At 62.8% G+C, this 23,804-nt stretch carries 21 protein-coding genes, 1 tRNA gene and 1 riboswitch; of the genes, 11 read left to right on the top strand and 11 right to left on the bottom strand.

All coding sequences use genetic code 11. The annotated features are described in order from the left end of the window. The first annotated feature begins 96 nt into the window (after positions 1–96). Both A6B35_RS08115 and A6B35_RS08110 read left to right on the top strand, forming a co-directional pair. On the top strand, positions 97–447 hold the full coding sequence (locus A6B35_RS08115; RefSeq protein WP_040583488.1) for a DUF952 domain-containing protein: 351 nt from the start codon (positions 97–99) through the stop codon (positions 445–447). Further along, positions 444–1,520 carry a quinone-dependent dihydroorotate dehydrogenase gene (locus A6B35_RS08110; RefSeq protein WP_006204551.1) on the top strand — a complete coding sequence of 359 codons (1,077 nt, stop codon included), beginning with the start codon at positions 444–446 and terminating at the stop codon, positions 1,518–1,520. The genes A6B35_RS08115 and A6B35_RS08110 overlap by 4 nt, the downstream gene beginning before the upstream one ends. Here A6B35_RS08110 and A6B35_RS08105 read toward each other — a convergent pair. Then, the gene (locus A6B35_RS08105) at positions 1,517–2,848 is read right to left on the bottom strand and encodes an MATE family efflux transporter (RefSeq protein WP_006204549.1); all 1,332 of its coding nucleotides are present in this window, start codon (positions 2,846–2,848) and stop codon (positions 1,517–1,519) included. The two genes, A6B35_RS08110 and A6B35_RS08105, sit on opposite strands and share 4 nt — an antisense overlap. A gap of 126 nt (positions 2,849–2,974) precedes the next feature. Here A6B35_RS08105 and A6B35_RS08100 point away from each other — a divergent pair, with 126 nt between their 5' ends. Then, positions 2,975–3,877 (top strand): histone deacetylase family protein, encoded by a 903-nt coding sequence (locus A6B35_RS08100; protein WP_006204547.1) that lies wholly within the window; start codon positions 2,975–2,977, stop codon positions 3,875–3,877. A gap of 17 nt (positions 3,878–3,894) precedes the next feature. Here the strand turns inward: A6B35_RS08100 and A6B35_RS08095 are convergent, their stop codons facing one another. The 3 genes from A6B35_RS08095 to A6B35_RS35460 all read right to left on the bottom strand — a co-directional run bounded on the left by A6B35_RS08095 (position 3,895) and on the right by A6B35_RS35460 (position 5,990). Beyond that, positions 3,895–4,158: a DUF6460 domain-containing protein gene (locus A6B35_RS08095; RefSeq protein ID WP_006204546.1), complete on the bottom strand. Its 264-nt coding sequence runs from the start codon at positions 4,156–4,158 to the stop codon at positions 3,895–3,897. 102 nt (positions 4,159–4,260) lie between these two features. Continuing rightward, positions 4,261–5,019 carry a glycosyltransferase gene (locus tag A6B35_RS08090; protein ID WP_006204544.1) on the bottom strand — a complete coding sequence of 253 codons (759 nt, stop codon included), beginning with the start codon at positions 5,017–5,019 and terminating at the stop codon, positions 4,261–4,263. Positions 5,020–5,036: 17 nt separating this feature from the next. Next, complete coding sequence (locus A6B35_RS35460) at positions 5,037–5,990, bottom strand: lysophospholipid acyltransferase family protein (RefSeq protein ID WP_139032245.1); 954 nt, start codon at positions 5,988–5,990, stop codon at positions 5,037–5,039. Between the two features lie 185 nt (positions 5,991–6,175). Here A6B35_RS35460 and A6B35_RS08075 point away from each other — a divergent pair. Further along, a tRNA-Gly gene (locus tag A6B35_RS08075) sits at positions 6,176–6,249 on the top strand. A 35-nt stretch (positions 6,250–6,284) separates the two neighbouring features. Here A6B35_RS08075 and A6B35_RS08070 read toward each other — a convergent pair. Together A6B35_RS08070 and A6B35_RS08065 are read right to left on the bottom strand one after the other, a co-directional pair. Further along, positions 6,285–6,731, bottom strand: a complete 447-nt coding sequence (locus A6B35_RS08070) for a hypothetical protein (RefSeq protein WP_006204541.1) — start codon at positions 6,729–6,731, stop codon at positions 6,285–6,287. 265 nt (positions 6,732–6,996) lie between these two features. Further along, on the bottom strand, positions 6,997–9,246 hold the full coding sequence (locus tag A6B35_RS08065; RefSeq protein ID WP_081482233.1) for a glycosyltransferase family 2 protein: 2,250 nt from the start codon (positions 9,244–9,246) through the stop codon (positions 6,997–6,999). A 112-nt stretch (positions 9,247–9,358) separates the two neighbouring features. Here A6B35_RS08065 and A6B35_RS08060 point away from each other — a divergent pair, with 112 nt between their 5' ends. Then, positions 9,359–10,729 carry a putative sugar O-methyltransferase gene (locus A6B35_RS08060; protein WP_006204538.1) on the top strand — a complete coding sequence of 457 codons (1,371 nt, stop codon included), beginning with the start codon at positions 9,359–9,361 and terminating at the stop codon, positions 10,727–10,729. 123 nt (positions 10,730–10,852) lie between these two features. On the opposite strand, the gene A6B35_RS08055 is transcribed toward A6B35_RS08060, so the two are convergent. Continuing rightward, positions 10,853–11,842 (bottom strand): LysR family transcriptional regulator, encoded by a 990-nt coding sequence (locus A6B35_RS08055; protein ID WP_040583486.1) that lies wholly within the window; start codon positions 11,840–11,842, stop codon positions 10,853–10,855. A gap of 294 nt (positions 11,843–12,136) precedes the next feature. Between A6B35_RS08055 and chvE the strand changes: the two genes are divergently transcribed. From chvE to araD1, 4 genes are all read left to right on the top strand, one after another. Continuing rightward, positions 12,137–13,204: a multiple monosaccharide ABC transporter substrate-binding protein gene (chvE, locus tag A6B35_RS08050; RefSeq protein ID WP_006204536.1), complete on the top strand. Its 1,068-nt coding sequence runs from the start codon at positions 12,137–12,139 to the stop codon at positions 13,202–13,204. Between the two features lie 100 nt (positions 13,205–13,304). Then, the gene (gene mmsA, locus A6B35_RS08045) at positions 13,305–14,837 is read left to right on the top strand and encodes a multiple monosaccharide ABC transporter ATP-binding protein (RefSeq protein WP_006204535.1); all 1,533 of its coding nucleotides are present in this window, start codon (positions 13,305–13,307) and stop codon (positions 14,835–14,837) included. After that, positions 14,834–16,126 carry a multiple monosaccharide ABC transporter permease gene (mmsB, locus tag A6B35_RS08040; RefSeq protein WP_006204534.1) on the top strand — a complete coding sequence of 431 codons (1,293 nt, stop codon included), beginning with the start codon at positions 14,834–14,836 and terminating at the stop codon, positions 16,124–16,126. Before mmsA ends, mmsB begins: the two co-directional genes overlap by 4 nt. Positions 16,127–16,325: 199 nt before the next feature. Continuing rightward, on the top strand, positions 16,326–17,318 hold the full coding sequence (gene araD1 / locus A6B35_RS08035; protein ID WP_006204533.1) for an AraD1 family protein: 993 nt from the start codon (positions 16,326–16,328) through the stop codon (positions 17,316–17,318). A gap of 177 nt (positions 17,319–17,495) precedes the next feature. Here the strand turns inward: araD1 and A6B35_RS08030 are convergent, their stop codons facing one another. Together A6B35_RS08030 and A6B35_RS08025 are read right to left on the bottom strand one after the other, a co-directional pair. Beyond that, complete coding sequence (locus A6B35_RS08030; RefSeq protein ID WP_006199932.1) at positions 17,496–18,269, bottom strand: ABC transporter substrate-binding protein; 774 nt, start codon at positions 18,267–18,269, stop codon at positions 17,496–17,498. A 97-nt stretch (positions 18,270–18,366) separates the two neighbouring features. Then, positions 18,367–19,461 (bottom strand): 2'-deoxycytidine 5'-triphosphate deaminase, encoded by a 1,095-nt coding sequence (locus tag A6B35_RS08025; RefSeq protein WP_006199933.1) that lies wholly within the window; start codon positions 19,459–19,461, stop codon positions 18,367–18,369. A gap of 78 nt (positions 19,462–19,539) precedes the next feature. Next, positions 19,540–19,617: riboswitch (SAM riboswitch) on the top strand. 55 nt (positions 19,618–19,672) lie between these two features. Here A6B35_RS08025 and A6B35_RS08020 point away from each other — a divergent pair. Next, complete coding sequence (locus tag A6B35_RS08020) at positions 19,673–20,860, top strand: O-succinylhomoserine sulfhydrylase (protein ID WP_006199934.1); 1,188 nt, start codon at positions 19,673–19,675, stop codon at positions 20,858–20,860. A 40-nt stretch (positions 20,861–20,900) separates the two neighbouring features. On the opposite strand, the gene A6B35_RS08015 is transcribed toward A6B35_RS08020, so the two are convergent. Continuing rightward, on the bottom strand, positions 20,901–22,049 hold the full coding sequence (locus A6B35_RS08015) for a ceramide glucosyltransferase (RefSeq protein WP_006199936.1): 1,149 nt from the start codon (positions 22,047–22,049) through the stop codon (positions 20,901–20,903). A 230-nt stretch (positions 22,050–22,279) separates the two neighbouring features. Between A6B35_RS08015 and apaG the strand changes: the two genes are divergently transcribed. Next, positions 22,280–22,672 carry a Co2+/Mg2+ efflux protein ApaG gene (gene apaG, locus A6B35_RS08010; protein WP_006199938.1) on the top strand — a complete coding sequence of 131 codons (393 nt, stop codon included), beginning with the start codon at positions 22,280–22,282 and terminating at the stop codon, positions 22,670–22,672. An 86-nt stretch (positions 22,673–22,758) separates the two neighbouring features. Here the strand turns inward: apaG and A6B35_RS08005 are convergent, their stop codons facing one another. After that, positions 22,759–23,793 carry an Hsp33 family molecular chaperone gene (locus A6B35_RS08005; RefSeq protein ID WP_081482046.1) on the bottom strand — a complete coding sequence of 345 codons (1,035 nt, stop codon included), beginning with the start codon at positions 23,791–23,793 and terminating at the stop codon, positions 22,759–22,761. Between the last annotated feature and the right edge of the window lie 11 nt (positions 23,794–23,804).

The following is a 23,804-nucleotide window of genomic DNA, read 5'->3' as shown; positions in this document are numbered from 1 at the left end:
TCCACGAGCCAGTATGCGCACCTTATCACAGGTTTGCGCCGTAAATGGGGAAGAGTTGCCCTTCCCCGCATGATCGGTTCGGACTATAGCGCAGCCATGTCTCAGATTATCTACAAGATCGCGCCAGAAGCCTTGTGGCGCGAAGCCGAGAAAAACGGCCGCTTCACCGGTGCTGCGATCGACGTCGCCGACGGCTTCATCCATTTCTCCACCGCCGGGCAGGTGCGGGAAACGGCGGCCAGGCACTTCGCCGGCCAGTCCGACCTTTTGCTGATTGCAATCGACGGCAACCGGCTCGGCGACGCGCTGAAATACGAGGTGTCGCGCGGTGGGGCGCTGTTCCCGCACCTCTACGCCCCGCTGGATCTTGAGGTCGTCATATGGGTAAAGCCATTGCCGCTCGGCACTGACGGCCTGCACCAATTCCCGGCGCTGGAGGCCGAATGAGCGTGCTTGACCGGATCGGCCAGAAGCTGCTGTTCACATTCGATCCGGAAGCAGCCCACGGGCTGTCGATCGCCGCGCTGCGATGTGGCCTGCCAGTTGCCGGACGGCCGGTGCGCGACGAACGACTGAAAGTCGGTGTTTGCGGGATCGATTTCCCGAACCCGCTCGGCATGGCCGCGGGCTACGACAAGAACGCCGAGGTGCCGGACGCGCTGCTTGGTCTCGGCTTCGGCTTCGCCGAGGTTGGCACGGTGACGCCGTTGCCGCAGGCAGGCAACCCGAAGCCGCGCATCTTCCGGCTGACGGCGGATCAAGCTGTGATCAACCGCCTGGGCTTCAACAATGAGGGCCATGAGGTCGCCGAGAAGCGCCTTGCCGCCCGCAAGGGCCGCCCCGGCATCGTCGGCGTCAACATCGGCGCCAACAAGGACAGCGCCGACCGTATAGGCGACTATGAACGCGGCGTGGCCCGGTTTGCCCGATATGCCAGCTATCTGACGGTCAACATCTCCTCGCCGAATACGCCGGGCCTGCGCAACATGCAGGCGCGCGAGCAGCTCGGCGAACTTTTGTCCCGCGTCATCGCGGCGCGCGCAGCCGCTTCGGCCAAACCGCCCGTCTTCCTCAAGATCGCGCCGGACCTTGTCGAGGCCGAATTGGAGGACATCGCCGCCGAAGTCACCGAGAAGCAACTCGACGGCGTCATCGTCTCCAACACCACCATTTCACGGCCGGCGCTGCGCAGCGCCAGTGTCACCGGCGAGGCCGGCGGGCTTTCGGGAAAGCCGTTGTTCGAGCGCTCGACCATCGTGCTGGCGAAGATGCGCAAGCTGCTTGGGCCGGACCGCGCTATCATCGGTGTCGGCGGCGTCGATTCCACTGACGCGGCACTGGAAAAGATCCGCGCCGGCGCCGATCTCGTCCAGCTCTACACCGGCATGATCTATGCCGGGCCCGCACTGCCCGGCCGCATCCTCACCGGCATGGTTGGTTTCGCCGACAAGGAACGGCTCAAGTCGATCCGGGCGTTGCGCGACGTCAGCCTCGACAAATGGGCATCGAAGCCACTCTAGAAGGCGGTTCGCACGCGCAGCCGCAAAATCGCCAGCAGGCTGAAGCCGCGCACCAGCAGGAAGACGTGCAGCGACGCCCACAGACCGTTGTTGCCGAAGGCCGGCGCCAGGGCGAGTAGCGCGGCGCTGAAAGCGAGAAACGACAGCAGCATCATGTTGCGCATGTCGCGCGACCAGGTGGCGCCGATGAAGACGCCGTCCATCTGGAAGGCCAGCACGCCGCTCAGCGCGGTGAAGGCCGCCCAGGGCAGATAGGTGTCGGCGACGGCGCGAACATCCTGCGACGTGGTGACCAGGGCGACCAGACCGGCACCGCCCGTGAGCAGGACAAGCGTCGCCGCGCCCGCCAGCCCGAAGCCCCAGAACAGGGTCAGCCGCACCGCCCGGTGGAAGGGCGCGGCGGCGCGCGCGCCGATGGCCCGTCCCGCAAGCTGTTCGGCGGCGGTGGCGAAACCGTCGAGGAAGTAGCCGGCGATGAGGAAGAAGTTCATCAGCACGGCATTGGCGGCCAGCGTCACCGTGCCGAACTGCGCGCCCTGGCGGGTGAACAGCGCAAAAGCGGCGAGCAGCGAAAACGAGCGGATCATGATGTCGCGGTTGAGCGACAGCATGTGCCGGAAGGCCGTCACGTCGAGGATGCGATGGCGGGGCAGCCGGGGCGCGGCCCGAAAACGCCTGGCGACGATCGCCAGACCAAGCAACATGGCGAGGAACTCGCCGGTGACGGTCGCCCATGCGACACCTGTGACGCCCCAGCCGAGTTCCAACCCGAGCACGATGCAGAGCACGATGTTGATGCCATTCAGCACCCCCTGCAGCATCAGCCCCAGCCCGCCTTCGCCGCGCCCCAGCACGTAACCCAGAATGGCGTAGTTGGTCAGCGTGAAGGGGGCGGCGAGCAGCCTGATGCGGACGTAGACGCCAATCGCCTCGCTGACGCGGGGCTCTGCGCCCATGAACCATTGGCCAGCCACGGCGACCAGGGGCGCAAGGGCGGCAAATACGATGCCGGCGACAACCGCGATCAACACGGCGCGCCAGAACACCGCCTGTTCCTCCAGTTCATCGCCGCGCCCGAAAGCCTGAGCAACGAGGCCGGTGGTGCCGGAGCGCAGGAAATTGAAGGTTGTAAAGACGACATCGAAGATCAGTGCGCCTGCCGCCAGCCCGCCGAGCAGGGCCGCGTCGCCGAACTGGCCGACCACCGCCGTATCGACGATGCCGAGTAGCGGCGTCGTCAGATAGGCCAGCGTCATCGGCACCGCGATGGCGAGCACCGAGCGGTTGGTAACGACGAAGGCTCTGGCATTGGCTTGGGTTGCATCCAAAGGATTGCTGCCTTGCTGATTGCGGCTTGATCGGACAGCCGATGTGCCCCAGTTTCACGATGCCACGCAATCGCCAACCAATGGCGGCCAACCGAATTCCAGCACTGGCGCAGGCCGCCCGACATCATGTCGCTGCAGATCGTCCATCATCCCGACTACGACGCCGGCTTTGCCGTCAACCACCGTTTTCCGATGAGCAAGTATCCGCTGCTGATGGAAGCGTTGAGCACGCGCGGGCTGGCGCGGCCGGGTACGCTGAACCTGCCCGAACCGGCGCCTGCATACTGGCTGAAGCTTGCGCATGCGCCTGACTATGTCGAGCAGGTGCTGGCCTGCGAGGTGCCCGAAACGATCGAGCGCGAAATCGGCTTCCCGGTCGGTCCCCGCGTCTCGCTCAGGGCGCAGCTCGCAACGGGCGGCACGGTGCAGGCGGCGCGGCTCGCCTTGCAGCATGGCATTGCCTGCAACGCCGCCGGCGGCAGCCATCATGCCCGGCGCGCGCAAGGCGCCGGCTTCTGCACCTTCAACGACGTCGCCGTTGCCTCGCTGGTGCTGCTGGCCGAAGGCGCTGTCCAAAACATCCTGGTCGTCGATCTCGACGTGCATCAAGGCGACGGCACAGCGGACATCCTGAAAGATGAACCACGCGCCTTCACTTTTTCCATGCATGGCGATCGCAACTATCCGGTGCGCAAGATCGCTTCAAGCCTCGACATCGCACTGCCCGACGGCACCGGCGATACCGCCTATCTGGAACGGCTGGCTGGCATCCTGCCGGAGCTCTCCGCCCGAGCGCGCTGGGACATCGTCTTCTACAATGCCGGCGTCGACGTCCATGCCGAGGACCGGCTGGGACGGCTCGCCCTCAGCGATAATGGTCTGCGCGCTCGCGACGAGATGGTGATCGGCCATTTTCGCGCACTCGGCATCCCGCTCTGCGGCGTCATCGGCGGCGGCTACTCGACCGACGTGGCCAGATTGGCCGCGCGCCACGCCATCCTGTTCGAGGTGGCCTCCGGTTACGCCTGAGGTTTGCGTCCGATAGGTCACTTCCGGTAGTTGGCGATCCTGATCAGGATAAAGGCCGGCACGACGATCGCGGCACCCAGCAATATATAGCCGAGGAAGCGATCGATGGCATGGAAGCCGAGGTTCCAGAGGTCGACGAAGAATTTGCGGATGCCGTAGAAGACATCCATCGGCGACCAGCCGAAAGCGTTCATGACCAGACCGACGAGGAAAGACACCACCAGCAGCTTGATGAGCACCCTGAGTGGCGAGTCTCCGAGAAAGCGCGTCAGTGCGGACAAGGCCTGTCTCCCGATTGAGGTGCCCGGATTCGGGTGCCGGTGCAGAAATACGCATTTGCCGGTCCGGCATCAAGCCGAAGGGCGTCATATCAGGGAAGGCCGTCAAATCCGCCGGCGGAAGATGCGCGCCCAGGGTGGCCGCTCACGATAGACTTCCCCGGAACGCCAAAGCCGGTTGTAGCGGTTGCCGCTGGAGATGCCGAGTTCCGACAGGGGCCCACCTCCCTTCTTGCGCTTGATGGCCACCAACTCCTTGCCATGCTGAAGACAGTGGCTCGGCTCTTGCGAAGGTTCGGCGCCATCCGACGGTGGCAGCGTCAGCCAGACCGCCTCTCCGACGATCAGGTCTTCCGCATCGCAGGTCATGGCGATGGCCTTGCCGAAGAGGGTCGGACCGGTGGGGCACAGCGCGGTTGGTCCGTAATACTGACGCTTCACATTGGCGCAGACGAGCTCGATGGCCTTCACCAGAGCCCTGTGGCGCCGCGGCGCGGCGACCACACCGAGGCTGGTATCCCAAGGCGTCGAGCTCAGAAAGTCGCGAAACACCGACAGGCGTTGCTTGTCGCGGGGAACGCCGCGCACGAAGGCATAGGAGAGGTCGGCATAGACGCCGCCCTGTTCGTAAAGCAGGCAGTATTTGGCCAGGTCCGCCTTGTAGGCGTAGGGCCGCAGGGTGCGGAAGGCCGACAGCACCTCGGCGTCGAAATGCGCCGAAATGAACTCGATCAACGCCGCTTCCCGAAACAGGACATGCCCTTCGCCCGGATGCGCGGCCTTGAACGACTGGATGTTCTGCGTGACCAGGTCGGAGAGGTCGCCGCCGTCGTCATCGGCTATGAGAATGCTGAACAGGGGCATCGCTTTGCTTTCGGCCGTCAGTGCCGGTTGAACGCCGTCAGTTTCTCCCAGTCGCGCCACTGGTGAGGACAGGCAGCGAGGAAGGGCAGATGCCTGTCGGCGAATTCCTGCGTGGCTGACTGCAGGAGTTCGGCCCTGTCCCGATGACCGTCCAGGTCGATGGGCCGATCCACGGTCACCCGGATCTTGCCGGTGCTGTCGTCACGCACGACGAAAACCGGCAGCAGCGGGGCGCCGGCGATCTTGGCCAGGCGGGGCGCGCCGCTCGACAGTTCGATGGCCGACTGGCCAATCCTTGCCTTGACCAGCAATTCGCCCTCCCAGGCTCCCGCCGTTATCGACACGAATTTGTTCGCGCGCAGCAGACGCCGGGCCTCGTGCATGCTTGCTGCTGGATTGGCACGATCGATCACGATCCGGCCGGCCGCGTATTTCAGCTCGGCGCCGGTCCTGATCGGGTTGAGGAAACGGATGCCGAAGCGCGACTTGGTGAAGCCGTGCTCCGGCCGGCTGACGTGGAACACTTCGAGCCCTGCCCCGGCGAAAGCCATTTTCGCCGCGAGCGCGTTGAAGGAGAAATGCGCGATCCACAGGACAGCGCCGTGGCCTGCGTTACTTGCCGCATCAAGTTGCTGCCGACCTCGCAACTCGATGTCGGGTTTCCAGCCGGCCAGACGCTCGCGCACGACCTGGACATGGTGCTCGCTTCGCATCGCACCGATGCGGCGTTGATCGTCAGCGCCAGTCAATCCGAACGAGGCGAGAGTCTGCCGGACGCAGCCATCCCCCAGGCTGGAAGAAGCGCCTTTCAGCCGCTCAATGGCCATACAAGCTGCTGGCCAGCGCTTCTCGGGAGCGAGAAGGGAGACAATCGCAAAAACGGGAAGCTGCAGGAGAAACTGCAGGTCTTCTGACGTGAATGTCTTTCTGGAGTGAGAAGTCCTTCTCCTCCTCCTTATCTTGAATTCCAAGCGGGTCCCCACCCAGCACTTCATGTTCGGACCATCGCCAAGCAAACAAGTGCCGGCTCGCAAGGCGCGGCCGTTCTATCATGCCCGTCGACCGGCATCAAAGGCGTCTTGCCAACAGGGCGAGCGGCTTTCGGCGGCTTTGACGATTGCCCGAAGCGTGGCCCTCATGGTAACGAGGTGACGCTGCGGGTATGATGTAATGGTAGCTTGTCAGCTTCCCAAGCTGAACGCGAGGGTTCGATTCCCTCTACCCGCTCCAGCGTCCGAAGGCGAACAGCGCCACCGCGACCACGTTCACGCCAGCACTCCGCACAGGGGCAGGTGCTTTGCCGCCTCTTCAGCTTCCATCCGCATTATCGTGTGCGACAGGCCGCCATGCTCCTCGATCCAGTGCCGCACCCAATCGGGATATTGCGAGATGAGGTAGTTGGCGGCGACCACTTTCTGCCGAGCGCCGACGCCATAGGGCAGATGGAAGCCAAAGGATGCATCCAGGGTAACGCAAAGCTGCTCGGCGGGCAGGGACAGGTAGAGCGTGCAGGCGCTGTCGCATGCCCCTTCAAAGCTCACTGGCTCCTCGGCGACGCGCAGTTCGGCGACATGCAAAGCGAAGTTCACGATCTGGCCACCGGGATTGTCGCTCACGGTCTCCGCGTTCACGGGCAGCGCCATCAGGACGGCGGCGATGAACCCAATCGCCCTGGTCGTCAACATCCGTGCGGGCATCAGATCCTTGTCCATCTTGTGATCTCGCGTTCGTCTCGCGACGCCAACGCTAGCATCAAGATGGTTAACATAAGGAAACGCTAATCAACCTTCCGATCGGTTCTGTTACACTAGCGCGAGCTCGATCCCCGCCACGTGCTCCAGCCTTTGGCGCCGCTTGTCAGCTTCCCAAGCTGAACGCGAGGGTTCGATTCCCTCTACCCGCTCCAGCAACTGGCATGGACAGTCGGGCGCTCCCACTTCGCGTTTTGCGGAATGGCTTTCTCAAATAGGCATTTCCTCAGATGGCACCGCGCTCGATGGCTTCATAGACCTCAAGATCGGTCTTGTAACCGCCGACGTCGTAGACGTGTTGAGGGTGCTCGTAGTCGTACGGACTGGCCCTCTTGCGCAGGGTTCGGTAACGGTCCTGGTCGTAGCGCTTCATGAGCTTGGCCCACAACGCCTGTATCTGTTCCTGGAATCGCATGGCCGGCCATAGCGGTCGAAGCGGCCTCTCCGCCTCGATGGCGTCCAGGATTTGCCAGCGACGATATCGCCCCAAATCAGGCTTCGGATAGTCTCCGCCGAGACGCCGCGCCACATACTCCATCGTCAAGATGTAGTTCGTCCAATACATCGGACCCGGCATCACTTCCGGCTTCACTTGCTGGAACACGGCATCGCTGGCCAGATCGTGGTTCAGCGCCGCCAAGCCAAGATCGAGGGTGTTGGCAAACAGGGTTGAACCGACAGAGCCTTGCGAGACGCCTTGGATGGCCAATGGGCGCGGCTCGATAACAGTTTTCTCAGACAGCGCAAGCGCGACATTCGCGAGGTAGTAGTCAGGGAATGGTGACCGAAAGATCGCGCCGCCGGCGCGGACACGATCGAGTAGCGCGCGGCTCATCGTGAACGCCTGCATGTTGAAATAAAAGCAGCGACGGAGCTGGATGGAACCGGCGACGGCATTCCTCCCCTCTTCCGGCTCCAACACAAACGGCTGATCGCGTTGGCCGAAGAACGTCCCCATCGGCAAATGTCGCAGCAGGCTTACATCTACAACGCCCGGATGGAGGAATTGATAGAGGTTCGAGACGATTAAATCGGGGGCGTCGAAGCGATCCGCAAGCTCTGCGATGCGTTCGCAAAAACCGGGCGCCAGCCCGTCATCGTCGCCCATGAGGACAACATAATCGCCTCGGGCCATGTCGATGGCGCTATTCCAACTGTCGGTCACGCTGAGGAATTGGTCGGAGCGCTTGATCCGAACGCGCTTGTCATCCGAGATGTTTCGCTCAGCGATCGGACGCTTCGAACAGTTGTCGAATATCACCAGCTCAAGGTTCTTGTACTTCTGTCGGACGGCCGTTTCGGCAGCCTCGGCGATGAGATTATCCCTTCCGCGTGTCGGGATCGCGATGGAGATAAGAGGAGCCTTCGGCTTCGACCTTTTTGCCAAGCATTCGCGAGCGACCTCTGCGACCGGCCGGGACGCAGAAAAGGCGTGCCCCAGGATTTGCGGTGGACCGCCGATTGTTTCGGAGTATCCGCCCCACGAGAAGCAAGCATGGACCCACTTCTCGCCAGGGCTCATGGCGTCAAACGCTTTGGTCTGATTGTCGGTGGCCAGCAGATTGGCTTGCTTGCCGCACCGGAAGGTCTCACTGGCTGCCCATTCGTCCATCTCGTAGCCGTGGCCATCAGCACCGACCAGCACCAGCCTCAACCCTTGACGCATCACATTTCGGGACAGACTTCGGTGGCCGCTCTCAAATTCGCAGCAACCGATCTTGATATTCGAATGTGAGGGTATCGCCGTGCTGCTGAACGCCTTCTTTGAGAGCATGAACATGTTTGAACGGATATGCGGATTTGGGAAATGCGGGAATTTTGTCCATGGCTCCTGGGGGCCGCCATGGTCTGACGCGATCCGCCAGTGGTGCTCGAAATCGGGGAGATAGGTTGACCAGGGGCGGCGGCGCTTGAGTAGATCGCCTACGGCCCGCCTAACGCGACGATAGGGCGAGTGGAGCGGAAGAATCCACCCTTGCTGCACTATTCCAAACCACCATTTGAAGGTCCGTGCGAGATCGGGGTCAAAGCGCGGCGTATGCTGGACCAGCCAATTGGCCTTTTCGAGCACTTTGCAGGAATCATAGAGGCTTTCGAATGTACCGGAGGCTCCGACCATTCCGACGCCCGGCTTGGTCAGGTTGCGGTAGAGCTTTTCGAGCCAGCGGTCCGCCTTGATTTCGGTGAACGTGTTGACGAAGCAGGCATGTGAGAAATCGAAGCGCTTCGCGGCATGCTTGTAGGCGTGCAGGTCATGGCCGATGTCGTCGTTGACGACGTGAACCGAATGCGGAATGTCACCCAAAATGTCCCGAAGCACGGCAAGTTCTCCTGCCTTGCTGTACCCTTTGGCTATGATGATCAGGTGGTGGGGGACGCCGGCATCGTGGCGCCGGTAGGACTCTATGAAGGCCTGGACGGGAGGGCGGCCCTCAGTAAGTCGCGCCAAATAAAAGACTGCGATGCTCGACGCCATCTTGCCTTTTGTCCACCCAAGTACCTTGCTGTTCTAAACCACAACATGACCGTTTCGGCGAGCCCTTTCGCGTTCTCGACAACCCAAGAGGCTATGAGGCCTGTGGGATGACATGCGGCTGATCTATCAATTGGTGCAAGAGGGACATCACGCCCAAAGACTCGACGCCAGCTATCCAACCGGGGCCGTTGACTTGGTGCGTGAGGCGATGCAGCGGATGACCCGCAAGGTTGTGATCTCAGCCCACGACCATGCGGCGCGATCAAATGGCAGGAACAAGGGGAGCCCGTCACATATGCAATTCTTAAAGCGCTGGTTTTCCAACCCCGAGAATGTGCCAGTCCAAACCGTGGAAGAAGAACCTTCCCTGGAATATTTCACGTGGCTGTTGAGCCGCATGCCATTGGGTGACGCTCCTAACCTAGCGCAATCGCCGCACGTCGGGGCCAAGGATGACAGCGGTTTCGTTGACCGAATTACGGCAGCGTATCGCCGAGCATATGCGGCGTTTGTGCCGACAAGTTCGGCTTGGGATCACTCCCTGCTCAGCATCAAGGCCGATGTTCACAGGGCTTTGCTGGGAGACAATGCTGACGAAGCCGCGAGGGTATTGGGTCGCCCCAGCGAGACATCATTCTTCTGGGGCTTTGACGATATTGCGAAAGCCCCGCCCGGCGAGGTTGAACCGCACGAACTCGTTGTCCGCCGTCTCAACGGCGCCATATCGTGGCAAAAACTCCACGCGATGTGGCTGATGGATATGTTGAACAGCCTTGCTGAAGCTATTGGTGCGCGTCGTATGACCTATCCGGAAATGCAGCCTGCAGATGTCGGCGCCTACTACGCCAATGCGCGAAGCGCCGACCAGATACTGGATGATATCGACGAGACGCTCGGCATCAAGCTGCAATTCCCCAATCCATTTCCAAATGAAACCGGGCTCAACACAAAGCGGGGAATCGCGGGGTTCCGCGCGTTGCAAGCGGTCTACCAAGCGTGGCGAATTGGCCAGTTTTCAAGAAGCCGAGCAGATTTCAAGGTTCTGGAGATTGGAGCGGGGTTGGGCAGGACAGCCTATTTTGCCGACCTCTTTGGGATCAAGGATTATACGATCATCGACATTCCCCTGACCAATGCCGCGCAGGCTTCATTCCTCGGCCGGACGCTCGGCGCGTCGCGTATTCGATTGCATGGGGAAGAATCAGTTGCACCGGTTCGTATAGTGCCCGCTACGGCGATCGATCAAATCGATGAAAGATATGACCTGATCGTCAACGTCGACTCCCTGACGGAGATGTCGCAAGAAACCGCCGAGGCATATTGGCGGTTTGCTCGAAAGAACACGAATACGTTCCTTTCGATCAACCACGAAATCAACCAGAATACTGTACGATCGCTTTACGCAAATGATCCCGATGTTCGAGGATTGAGGTATCCATACTGGATGCGACGTGGATATGTCGAAGAGGTTCTGACGTGGTAGCTCGTGCGCCGCTGCTCTCGTTCCGGTGCGCAAGCTTCCCGCCGATGTCGGCCGGGGACACAAAGGCCGAGGTGGTCTTCGATCCCAAGCTGAAAGCGAGGGGTCTCCTTCCCGCACCAGCCATCACCCCACTTCGCGCAGAATAAAATCGTGCAGCATCTTGGCGGCCGGCGAGAGCGCGCGGTTCTTGACCGTAATCAGGCTGTAGGGCCTGACCTCGATGTCGAACTCGGTCTGGACGACGTCGATGGCGCCGGCCAGCCCTTCCGGGCTCTGGATGAATTTCGCCACCTGGATCGACACCGGCGCGATGGCGTCGGATTGGGCGACCATGACCAGGGTGAGCAGCAGCGAGCTGGTGTTGAGGATGCGGTCCGGGAGCGCGATGTTGCGGTTGAGGAAATTGCTTTCCATCGCCTGGCGCAACGGCGAGCCGCCCGACTGGAAGACCCAGTCATAGGCGGCGGTGTCCTCCAGCCGCACCGCCTTGCCCATGCTTAGCGGGTGGCCGCGGCGCACGATCAGGCAGGCCTTTTCGACGCCGATGACGCGCGATTCGAACAGCCGCGGATTGAGGTCGTCGGGGATGCGCGCGATGATGAAATCATGGCGCGAGGCGATCAGCTCGCGCGCCAGCACGTTGGAGGTCTCGACCTGCATGGTGATCTCGATACGCGGGTAGATGCGGCGGATCTCGCGGATCGCCGGCACCGCCAGTTCGATCGCCGGCGCCGTCACCGCGCCGAGGAACACCGAACCGCCCTTGCCCGCCTTGAGCTCGGATATCTCGCGGTCGGCCTCGCGCATCTCGAGCAGGATCGAGCGCGCGCGCCGGGCCAGCGCCTTGCCGTAGGGCGTCAGCGTGATGCCGCGCGGCAGCCTTTCGCACAGCTTAACGTCGAGCACCGCCTCCATCTCGGCGATCATGCGCGAGGCGGCGGGCTGCGAAATGTTCATCACCTGCGCGGCCGCGCTCACCCGGCCGTGATCGTCGAGTGCGGCGATCATGCGCATGTGGCGCAGGCTCAGACCGCTGCGCAGCAGGGTTTCGCCGTCGCCCGGCAGCTCGTCGTAACTACCGGAAATTCCTGAAGGATTTCGCAATGCCGCCATGAGTGTCGCCTGTTCGCGTCGAAGGATCGATCTGTTTTCGATCATATATCAGTTTCGGTATAGCAATCATCAAAGATCGCATTTGACAGTTATGTCAAAGGGACACACCCTTCGCGCGTCCTGGGGCGTGCCAGTCGATGACGAGGAAAATCGTATCGATTGAAATCTGCGTCCCGGGGCCGATTGGGAGGATACCGGAGATCGATAGACGACAGCAGCGCGCTTGCGCTTCTGCTCGACTGCGCGGCCCGCGAAGCCCCGAGGTGTCGCGTCCATCAACCAGGGAGAGTTACTGTGAAAATCATCAAGACACTGGCCGCCGTGGCGGCCCTTGGCATCGCGGCCATGACGCTGCCTGCGCATGCAGGCGAAGGCCTGATCGGCGTGCTGATGCCGACGAAGACCTCGCAGCGCTGGATCAATGACGGCGACGCCGTCAAGTCCCAGCTCGAGGCTCTCGGCTACACCGTCGACCTGCAATACGCGCAGGACGACATTCCGAACCAGCTCAGCCAGCTGGAAAACGAAATCACCAAGGGCCCGAAGGCGCTGATCATCGCCTCGATCGACGGCACCACCTTGTCGGACGCGCTGCAGAAGGCCGCTGACGCGGGCGTCGTCGTCGTCGCCTATGACCGCCTGATCAAGAAGACCGCCAATGTCGACTACTACACCACCTTCGACAATTTCGGCGTCGGCGTGATCCAGGCCAACTCCCTGGTCAAGGGCCTCAAGGAGCGCTTCCCGAACACCAAGCCGTGGAACGTCGAACTGTTCGGCGGCTCGCCCGACGACAACAACGCGTTCTTCTTCTACAATGGTGCGATTTCCGTCCTGCAGCCGCTGATCGACGACGGCTCGATCAAGATTAAGTCCGGCCAGACCGGCATGGACAAGGTCGGCACGCTGCGCTGGCTGGCCGCCACCGCCCAGGCGCGCATGGACAATCTGCTCTCCGCCAACTACTCGGACGGCAGCCGCGTCGATGGCGTTCTGTCGCCCTATGACGGCCTGTCGCGCGGCATCACCGCTTCGCTGCGCGCTGTCGGCTACGGCACCGACGCTCAGCCCTGGCCGATCGTGACCGGCCAGGACGCCGAGACCGCCTCGGTCAAGCTGATCATCTCGGGCGAACAGTACTCGACCGTGTTCAAGGACACTCGCGAACTGGCCAAGGCCACTGTCGGTCTGGTCGACAAGGTGCTCTCGGGCGGCAAGCCTGACGGCCTCGACGAAAAGACCTACAACAACGACGTCAAGGTCGTCCCCTCGATCCTGCTGACGCCGCATGACGTCGACAAGTCGAACTACCAGGCGCTGGTCGTCGACTCCGGCTACATCAAGGCCGACGAACTGAAGTAATCTCGGTTGCAAAATCAGGGGTCCTGCGCAACGCAGGGCCCCTTTTCGTTAACCAGCGAGCCCGGTATTGTTTGCCGGCCTCGGAGGAGCTTAATTCCTGATGACCTCGACGATTTTGGAGATGCGCGACATCACCAAGACGTTTCCCGGCGTGAAGGCGCTGTCGAACGTCAACCTCAGCGTCGAGGAAGGCGAGATCCACGCCGTGGTCGGCGAGAACGGCGCCGGCAAATCGACGCTGATGAAGGTGCTGTCGGGCGTGTATGCATCCGGCAGCTACGAGGGTGTGATCGTCTACCGCGGTGAGGAATGCCATTTCAAAGGCATCCACGACAGTGAACACAAGGGCATTGTCATCATCCACCAGGAACTTGCGCTGGTGCCGATGCTGTCGATCGCCGAAAACATATTTCTGGGCAACGAACACGCCAAATTCGGCGTCATCGACTGGAATGCCAACGAGACGCGCACCAGCGCCCTGTTGAAGAAGGTGGGCCTCAAGGAGGACCCCAAGACGCTGATCACCAATATCGGCGTCGGTAAGCAGCAACTGGTCGAGATCGCCAAGGCGCTGAGCAAGGAAGTGAAGCTGCTGATCCTCGACGAGCCGACGGCGTCGCTCAGCGAAAAGGACAGCCAGGCGCTGCTCGACCTTTTGCTCGAATTCAAGCGGCAGGGCATGACCTCGATCCTGATCTCGCACAAGCTCAACGAGGTGAACCGGGTTGCCGACAAGGTCACGGTCATCCGCGACGGGCGGACGATCGAGACGCTTGCCAAGAAGGATATCAGCGAGGACCGCATCATCACCTCGATGGTCGGCCGCTCGCTCGACGACCGTTATCCGCCGCGCGAGCCCAAGATCGGCGAGACTGTGCTGCAGGTGAAGAACTGGTCGGTCTACCACCCGATCCATGCCGAACGGCAAGTGATCAAGGGCATCGATATCAGCGTCCGCAAGGGCGAGGTGGTCGGTATCGCCGGACTGATGGGAGCGGGACGCACCGAATTCGCGATGAGCCTGTTCGGCCGCTCCTATGGCCGCCACATCACCGGCGAAGTGCTGCTCAAGGGCAAGCCGATCGACGTCTCCTCGGTGAGCAAGGCCGTGGACCATGGCATTGCCTACGTCACCGAGGACCGCAAGACCTACGGCCTCAACCTGATCGACCACATCAAGCACAACATCACGCTGGCCAACCTTCCCGGCGTGTCGCGCCACGCCGTGATCGACGATTTGCGCGAGCTCGCCGTCGCCAACGACTACAAGGCCAAGACCAACATCCGCTCGTCCAGCGTCTATCAGATGACGGGCAATCTGTCGGGCGGCAACCAGCAGAAGGTGGTGCTGTCGAAATGGCTGTTCGCCAATCCGGAGGTGCTGATCCTCGACGAGCCGACGCGCGGCATCGACGTCGGCGCTAAGTATGAAATCTACACCATCATCGCGCGTCTCGCCTCCGAGGGTAAGGCGATCATCGTTATCTCGTCGGAAATGCCCGAGCTGCTCGGCATCACCGACCGCATCTACGTCATGAACGAAGGGCGCATAGTAGGCGAAATGGCGGCAAGCGATGCAAGCCAGGAAAAGATCATGCGCGCCATCGTCCGGGGAGAAGGAAAAGCATCATGAGCACCGAAAGCACTCCCGCGCCGAAAAGCGGCGTCGCCGAAGATGTGCCGCAGGGACCGCGTGTTGCTGTCTCGGCGCTGATCACCAATCTGCGCGAATACGGGCTGATCCTGGCGTTGATCGCCATCATGGTGTTCTTCCAGTTCACCACGTCCGGAACGCTGTTCAAACCGGTTAACCTCAGCAATCTGGTGCAGCAGAACTCGTTCATCATCGTGATGGCGCTGGGGATGCTGCTGGTGATCGTCTCCGGCCATATCGACCTCAGCGTCGGCTCCGTTGCCGGCTTCATCGGCGCGCTGGCGGCGATGATGATGGTCATCTGGCCGCTCGGCCCCTTAAGCAATCCGCTGGTGGTGTCGATCGTCTGCCTGATCATCGGCGGCCTGATCGGCGCGGCCCAAGGCTACTGGATTGCCTATCACCGAATACCGAGCTTCATCGTCACACTGGCGGGGATGCTGATCTTCCGCGGCATTTGCCAGGCGCTGCTGGGTGGCGGATCCTCGGTCGGGCCGCTTCCCGACGGCTTCAAGGCGCTCAGCTCCGGCTTCATTCCGGATGTCATCGGCCCCCTGACGCTGATCCCACCGACGGTAAATGCGGCCGGCAAGACCATTATGGGCAGCGGCCTGACTCTGCACATGACGACGATCGTGCTCGGCCTCGTCGCCGTGCTCGCCTATGCCTATTTCGGCCTCAGGGCGCGCCGCACGCGCGAGCAGCACGGCTATCAGGCCGAGCCGTTCACGCTGTTCGTCGTCAAGACCCTGGTGACCAGCGCGCTGGCGCTGTTCCTGGTCTACCAGTTCGCCAGCTACAGAGGCCTGCCGATCGTTCTCATGGTGATGGGCGTGCTGATCGCGCTGTTCGTCTTCGTCACCAAACGCATGACGATCGGCCGCCGCATCTATGCGATGGGCGGCAATGCCAAGGCGGCGCAGCTGTCGGGCATCAAGACCGAACGGCTGACGCTGATGGTGTTCGTCAATATGGGCGTGCTGTCGGCGCTTGGCGGCCTGATCATCGCGGCGCGCCTCGGACAGGCGGTTCCGGCGGCAGGCCTCGGCAGTGAGCTCGACGTAATCGCCGCGGTGTTCATCGGCGGCGCTTCGGCGATGGGCGGCGTCGGCCAGGTCATCGGCGCCGTGGTCGGCGGTTTCATCATGGGCGTCATGAACAACGGCATGTCGATCATGGGCGTCAATGTCGACTGGCAGCAGGTCGTGAAAGGCCTGGTGCTGCTCGGTGCTGTGGTCTTCGACGTCTACAACAAGAACAAGGGTTAAGGGCGAGGCAACCAGGAAGGCATACGGGTCACATCGCGGCCGTCGGCAACCCGCCGATGCAAAGAAGTCCCCGAGGGACCAGGCCTGCGAGCGCAATCCGGACAAAGAGTTTCACCCGTGGCGCGGATTGGTCCGAGCCGCGCAGGTCAGGGTTTGCCATGCAGGCGGCCGGGCCAAGGCACCAGAGAGAGGGTACATCATGCTGATCTCCCAGATCCTCGACGACGCCGAAACGATCCGCGTCGTCGCCCGCAACGGCGGCAAGACGCGGATCATCAACGGCGCCCGCAGCGTTTATTCGCTGGCCATGGAGGCCGCGCGCACCGGCACCGGGCTCGCCGCGCTGATCGAGCGCAAGGGTTTCGGGGAGACCGTCGACCTCGACGCCGCCTACAAGAAGGGTCGGCTGCTGTCGCCGATCAACCATCCGGATCCCGCGCATCTCCATCTCACCGGCACGGGGCTCACCCATCTCGGCTCGGCGGCGACGCGCGATTCGATGCACAAGAAGCTCAATTCGGATGGTGATGAACAGCTCACCGATTCCATGAAGATGTTTCGCATGGGGCTGGAGGGCGGCAAACCGGCGAAGGGCCAGACCGGCGTGCAGCCGGAATGGTTCTACAAGGGCAACGGCACAATGGCGGTAGCGCCGGGCGCGGCACTGATGTCGCCGGCGTTTGCCCAGGATGCCGGCGAGGAGCCGGAGATCGCCGGCATCTACGTCATCGGCGACGACGGCGCGCCGTTCCGTGTCGGCTTCACGCTGTCGAACGAGTTTTCCGACCATGTCACCGAGCGCGTGAACTATCTTTTCCTGGCTCATTCGAAGCTGCGCAACGCCTCGTTCGGGCCGGAGATCCTGATCGGAGACCTGCCGTCCGACGTCAGGGGCTCATCGCGCATCGTTCGCGACGGCAAGCTGCTTTGGGAAAAGCCGTTCCTGTCGGGCGAGGCGAACATGTCGCACACCATCGCCAATCTCGAGCACCACCATTTCAAATATTCGGCCTTCCGCCAGCCGGGCGACGTGCATGTGCACATGTTCGGCACGGCGACGCTGTCCTTTGCCGACGGCATCAGGACCGAGGCCGGCGATGTTTTCGAGATCGAAGCCGGGGATTTCGGCCTGCCGCTGCGCAACCCGCTCGAGATCGAAAAGCCGGTGAAGGTGGCGGTGAAGGCGCTTTAGCGCCAGTTTCCCCTTCTCCCCCTGTGGGAGAAGGTGGATCGGCGCGCAGCGCCGAGACGGATGAGGGGTGTTCCAGGGAATGCCAACGTCTCACTCCGCTGGAACACCCCTCATCCGACCTCGCTTCGCGAGGCCACCTTCCCCCACAAGGGGGGAAGGAAGAGGGGCTCTCCAGCCTCAATAAATATCGAAGTCGAAATACTTGGCCTGGATCTTCTTGTAGGTGCCGTCGGCGACGATGGCGTCAATGGCCGCGTTGAGCTTGTCGCGCAGGGCGGTGTCGTCCAGGCGCACCGCGATGCCGGCTTGCGTCTCGGTGCCCTTGACGTCGCCGACCATCTTGCAGCAGCCGTCGCTTGCCTTCTTCATCCAGTCGACCAGCACGAACTTGTCAGAGATCACCGCGTCGAGGCGGCCATTCTGCAGGTCGGTGATCGCCTCTTCCTGGGTCGGATAGAGCTTGGCCTCGGCGCCGGCCTTGCCGTAGACGTCCTGGGCGAAATCGGCCTGGGTGGTCGACGCCTGGGCGCCCACCGTCTTGCCGGCAAGGGCAGCCGGGTCGGTCGAGGTCAACTCGCTGTCCTTCGGGGCGACCAGTGCAAGCGGCGTCGTATAGTATTTGTTGGTGAAGGCGACCTGCTTCTTGCGCTCCTCGGTGATGCTCATCGACGCAATGATGGCGTCGAACTTCTTGGCCTGGAGGGCGGGAATGATGCCGTCCCAGTCCTGGGTGACAATTTCGCATTCGACCTTCATCTGCGCGCACAGCGCATCGGCGATGTCGATGTCGAAGCCGACGACCTTGCCGTCCGGGGTGATGGTGTTGAACGGCGGATAGGCGCCCTCGGTGCCGATCTTCAGTTTCTCCGCTGCCTGCACCGACACCGAACCGGCGCCGAGCGTCAGCAGGGCAGCCGCGGCTGCCGACAGGATCCATCTCGAGATTTGCATGGTCTTCCCCTTTATTTCCGTCACCTCGACGGGCTGAGGCACAGCCAAGCATGACACGCCCGGTCAGGCAAGCACGGTCTGGCGGTGGCGGAAAAGATCAGCGCGCGGCGCGGAAATGCTTGGACAGTTTCAGGCCCTGTGCCTGGTAGTTCGAGCCGAGATCGGTGCCATAGAGCGCCTGCGGCCGTTTCAGCATGTGCTCGTAGACCAGCCGGCCGACGATCTGGCCGTGATCGAGGATGAAGGGCACTTCATGGCTGCGCACTTCGAGCACCGCGCGGCTGCCGGTGCCGCCGGCCGCCGAATGGCCGAAGCCCGGATCGAAGAAGCCGGCATAGTGGACGCGGAATTCGCCGACCAGCGGGTCGAAAGGCGTCATCTCGGCGGCATAGAGCGGCGGCACATGCACCGCCTCGCGCGACACGAGGATGTAGAACTCGTCCGGATCGAGCACGAGTTCGCCGGCGCCGCTCTTGTAGAGCGGCTCCCAGAAATCGACGACGTCCTGCGCGGCACGCTTGTCGACATCGATCAGGCCGGTGTGGTGCTTGCCGCGATAGCCGACCAGCCCGTCCTTGTCGCCATCGAGATCGATCGACAGTGCAATGCCGCCACCGGAAATGTTGGGCGGCTCGGTGGCCACCAGCATCTCGGCATGATGCAGGTCGCGCAATTCGCTTTCCGACAGCAGCGCGTTGCCGGTGCGGAAACGGATCTGCGACAGCCGCGAGCCGGCGCGTACGACGATCGGAAAAGTGCGCGGACTGACCTCGAGATAGAGCGGACCATGATAGCCGGCGGCGATCTTGTCGAACTCGTGACCGCGATCGGTCATCACGCGGGTGAAGATATCGAGCCGTCCGGTCGAGCTCTTCGGATTGGCGGAAGCAGAAATGTCCGACGGCAGCGCCAGGCTTTCCAGCAGCGGCACGATATAGACGCAGCCCGTTTCCAGCACCGCGCCCTCAGTGAGGCTGAACTCGTGCAGCTGCAGCCGCGCGAGCTTGTCGGCGACCTGATGATCGGGGCCGGGCAGGAAGGAGGCGCGCACGCGCCAGGCCTTATCGCCGAGCCTGAGATCGAGGCTGGCCGGCTGGATCTGATCCGCGTCGAGCGCGCGCGGCGACTTCAGCGCGCCTGACTGGAAGAGCGCGGAAATGTCCTGATCGGGAAGAATGCCTGTCTGCCGCAAGGCTTCGCTCCAAGGCCGCTGGTACAAACCTCTTAATCAAGCCGGCAATTGACGCAAGCGCGGTGCGGGTCTAAAGGGTCGTTATCCCGTGGTGATTTGGCCGGTCGGCTTGCAGCCACGTTAAACAAGTCGCTAAAGGACCGTTGGCCGCAAGGCCGTATGGACCGGTTGCGACTTTCGCGGCCGGTTTTTTTGTGTTTGGGACAGAGCAATGACCAAGAAGCGCGACTGGAAACCTCAGACGGCACTCGTGCATGGCGGGACCCTGCGTTCCGGCTTTGGCGAAACCTCCGAGGCGATGTACCTCACCCAGGGCTATGTCTACGAGACGGCACAGGCGGCGGAAGCCCGCTTCAAGGGCGAGGAACCGGGCTTCATCTATTCGCGCTATGCCAATCCGACCGTCGACATGTTCGAAAAGCGCATGTGCGCGCTGGAGGGTGCCGAGGACGCGCGCGCCACGGCCTCCGGCATGGCGGCGGTGACGGCGGCCCTTCTGTGCAGCGCCAGGGCCGGCGACCATATCGTGGCGGCACGCGCGCTGTTCGGCTCCTGCCGCTGGGTGGTCGAGACGCTGGCGCCGAAATACGGCATCGAGGCGACGCTGGTCGACGGCACCGACATCGCCAACTGGGAAAAGGCGGTCAAGCCGAACACCAAACTGTTCTTCCTCGAAAGCCCGACAAATCCGACGCTGGAAGTGGTCGACATCGCTGCCGTCGCTTCGCTCGCCAATTCGATCGGCGCCAGGCTGATCGTTGACAACGTCTTCGCCACGCCCTTGCAGCAGAAGCCGCTGCAGCTCGGCGCCCACATCGTCGTCTATTCGGCGACCAAGCATATTGACGGTCAGGGCCGCTGCCTCGGCGGCGTCATCCTGTCGGACAAGAAGTGGATCGACGAGAATCTGCACGACTACTTCCGCCACACCGGCCCCAGCCTGTCGCCGTTCAATGCCTGGACGCTGCTCAAGGGCCTGGAGACGCTGCCGCTGCGGGTGCGCCAGCAGACGGAAAGCGCCGGCAAGATCGCCAACTTCCTCGCCGAACGCCCGGAAATCGCCCGTGTGATCTATCCGGGCCGTGCCGACCATCCGCAGGCCGATATCGTCAGGAAGCAGATGACGGGCGGCTCGACGCTAATCTGCCTCGACGTCAAGGGCGGCAAGCAGGCAGCCTTCGCCTTCCAGAACGCTTTGGACATCGTACTGATCTCCAACAATCTCGGCGACGCCAAGAGCCTGATAACCCATCCGGCGACGACGACGCACAAGAACCTCAGCGACGAGGCGCGCGCCGAACTCGGCATCGGCCCGGGCACGCTGAGGCTTTCGGTCGGACTTGAGGATGCGGACGATCTGCTCGCCGATGTCGAGCAGGCGCTGAAATCAGCCAAGTAAAGGGTTCAGACTGCGATTTGGACAAACGCCTGAGCGTTGCTCAGGCGCCCTCTTCCAGTTCGGTCATGGCCTTGGTCCGGATGGTCATCGCATTGCCGCGCCAGTCGACGGCGCCGCCGAGCCAGCCGCGCGCCCAGATCGCCGGCAGCATCAGGTCGCGCACCATCATCGCCGGGATGGTGCGTGGCGACAGGTACCAGCCCTTGGCCCAGGCCAAGGCGCATTCCGGCAGATAGGCGAGCGCCAGGACGCAGAGCGCGGTGAGCGGCAGACTGATGCCGGCACCGGCCGCTGCGACCAGCGCCAGCACCAGCGGCACGGCCACGCCGGTCAGGATTTCGGGAGCGAAGAACAGCGGAAAGGTGACGCGGCGCAGGCGCGCCCAACGGGCCTGGCGCGACCAGATTTCGCCGAGACGGCGCTCACCCAGCGGCTGCTCGAAAGGCGAAGCGACAAGATTGACGCGCAGCCCCAGCCCGTTGACCAGCTTGGTCGCGGCGGCGTCCTCGGCGATCTCGGCGGCCAGCGCGCGGATGCCGCCATTGGCGTCGAGCACAGGCTTCTTCCACAGCATGCTCTTGCCCTGGGCGAAGCCGAGGCCGAGCGCCTCGCCGGTATACTGCCAGCGCGCCTGCAGCGTGTTGAGGAAGGCGCATTCGACCTCGGCCCAGAAGCCGTCCGGCCGCGAGCCGATCGGCGTCGAGCAGACAAGGCCGGTGTCGGGCCGCCACGCCGCCATCAAGTGCTGGATATAGTCCCTGGGCATCAGCACGTTGGAATCGGCAAGGATGACCCAGTGGTGGCGCGCCGCTTCCCAACCCTTGACGCAATTGTTGAGCTTGGGATTGGCGCTGATGCGGTCGTCACCGACCAGCAGCCGGGCCGGCACCTTCGAAAACCGGACGATCGCCCTGTTTATCAGCTTGACCACCGGATCGTCGGCGTGGGCGACGCAGAAGATCAGCTCGTAGCGCGGCCAGTCGAGCGAGAAGGCGCGCTGAAGCGTTTCTTCGGTGAACGGCTCGACGCCGCGCGAGGGGATGACGATCGACACCGGCGGCGCCTTGCCGGGTGACCGCGCAAGCGTGCGCGGCCGCTTCAGCCTGAAGGCCGCAAGCAGGATGCCGGCGAGATTTGAAAGAATGAGGGCTGTCGAAAGCACGGCGGCGGCGATGACGATCAGTTCCATCGAGATCTGGTCACTCCGGAAAAGCCGGCCGGAAGGTGGCCGTTTTGAACAGGTCGACAGAGCGCTTGAGTCGCCCAGCACGGTCCGTGCACACCATCATTGTCATGTGTCACTTAAATGACATTGTTTGGCGGCAGGTGCGCACAAAGACGGAAGAGACAGGCGCCGCGCTCCGTTGACCTGGTCAAAGAGTGCACCGAGACTTCCGCCAGGACTGTTTGGAGTAGCTCATGTACCGCGCCATTACGCGCAACATCGAAGTGCAGGTCAGGCCGTTCTATCTCGAGGATCGCTCGGATCCGTCGGAGAACCGCTATGTCTGGGGCTACCACGTGACCATCGACAACCAGTCGGACGAGTTCGTGCAGCTGATGTCGCGCTATTGGCACATCACCGATGGCACTGGCCGGGTCGAGGAGGTACGCGGCGCCGGCGTCGTCGGCGATCAGCCCGAACTCAACCCCGGCGACAGCTACCAATATACGTCGGGCTGCCCGCTCTCGACGCCGTCCGGCATCATGGTCGGCCATTACACGATGCGCAACAAGCGGGGAGAGACGTTCGACATCGCCATCCCCGCCTTTTCGCTCGATCTGCCGGGCACGCGCAGGACGGTGAATTAAGGGAGCAAGCGGTCTAAAGTTCGCGCCGCCCCTCATCCGCCTGCCGGCACCTTCTCCCCGTATGGTGACGGGGAGAAGAACTTACGTCATTGAGCCGCCGCGAATTCCGCCGGGTCGAAGTCGTACTGCGTCGAGCAGAACTCGCAGGCGACATGGATGCCGCCATCCTCGGTGCTGTCCTTGATCTCCTGCGCCGAGAAGCCTTCGAGGATGCCGCGGATCTTCTCGCGCGAGCAGGAGCACTGGTCGGCCACCGGCACGCCGCCGAAGACACGTACGCCATGCTCGTGGAACAGCCGGTAAAGCAGCCGCTCGGCGCCGACGGTCGGGTCGATCAGTTCGGTCGGCTCGATGGTGCCGAGCAGGGCCAGCAGCTCCTGCCAGGAATTGTCGACCGGGTCATGGACCTCGTCGCGCGGATCGCCGTCGCCGCCGGAAATGTCCGGCACGCGCATGCGCTCTGGCGACTGCGGCAGGAACTGCGCCAACAGACCGCCGGCGCGCCATTGCTCGCGGGGACCACCGATGCCCGGCGTCACCAGCTTGGCAACCGAAAGCCTTAGGTCGGTCGGGATCTGCTCCGACTGGCGGAAATAGGTGCGCGCGGCCTCTTCCAGCGTCTCGCCGTCGAGCTGGACGATGCCCTGATAGCGCTGCGTGTGCGCGCCCTGGTCGATGGTCAGCGCCAGCACGCCGTTGCCGAGCAGCGTCTGTTGCGAGATCTCGCCGGCAGCCGTCAGCGCCTCGAGCCTATCGGGGTCGAAGCGTGCATAGGCCCGCAACGCGGATGGCGTCGAAAAATCCGCCACCAGCATGTCGACCGGCCCGTCGGTGCGGGTCTGCAGGATGAACTTGCCCTCGAATTTGAGCGCGGTGCCGAACAGCACCGTCAGCACACAGGCTTCCGCCAGCAGGCGGGCGACCGGCTCGGGATATTCGTGGCGTCCAAGGATGGCATCGAGCATCGGCCCGAGCTGGACGGTCCGGCCGCGCACGTCGAGCGGGGCGACCTCGAACGGCACGACGTGATCGTCGCCGGCATAGCCGAATTCGCCTAGTTGAGGGTGGTGTTCAGTCACTTGACGGGTTTCCAACATGACAAAGCTCCGGCGCGCGGCCATGCGGCCCGGAG

Source organism: Mesorhizobium amorphae CCNWGS0123 (assembly GCF_001686985.1).
Classification (GTDB): domain Bacteria; phylum Pseudomonadota; class Alphaproteobacteria; order Rhizobiales; family Rhizobiaceae; genus Mesorhizobium; species Mesorhizobium amorphae.
Note: the sequence above shows the minus strand (reverse complement) of the source record. Positions and strands in the feature narration are given on the sequence as shown.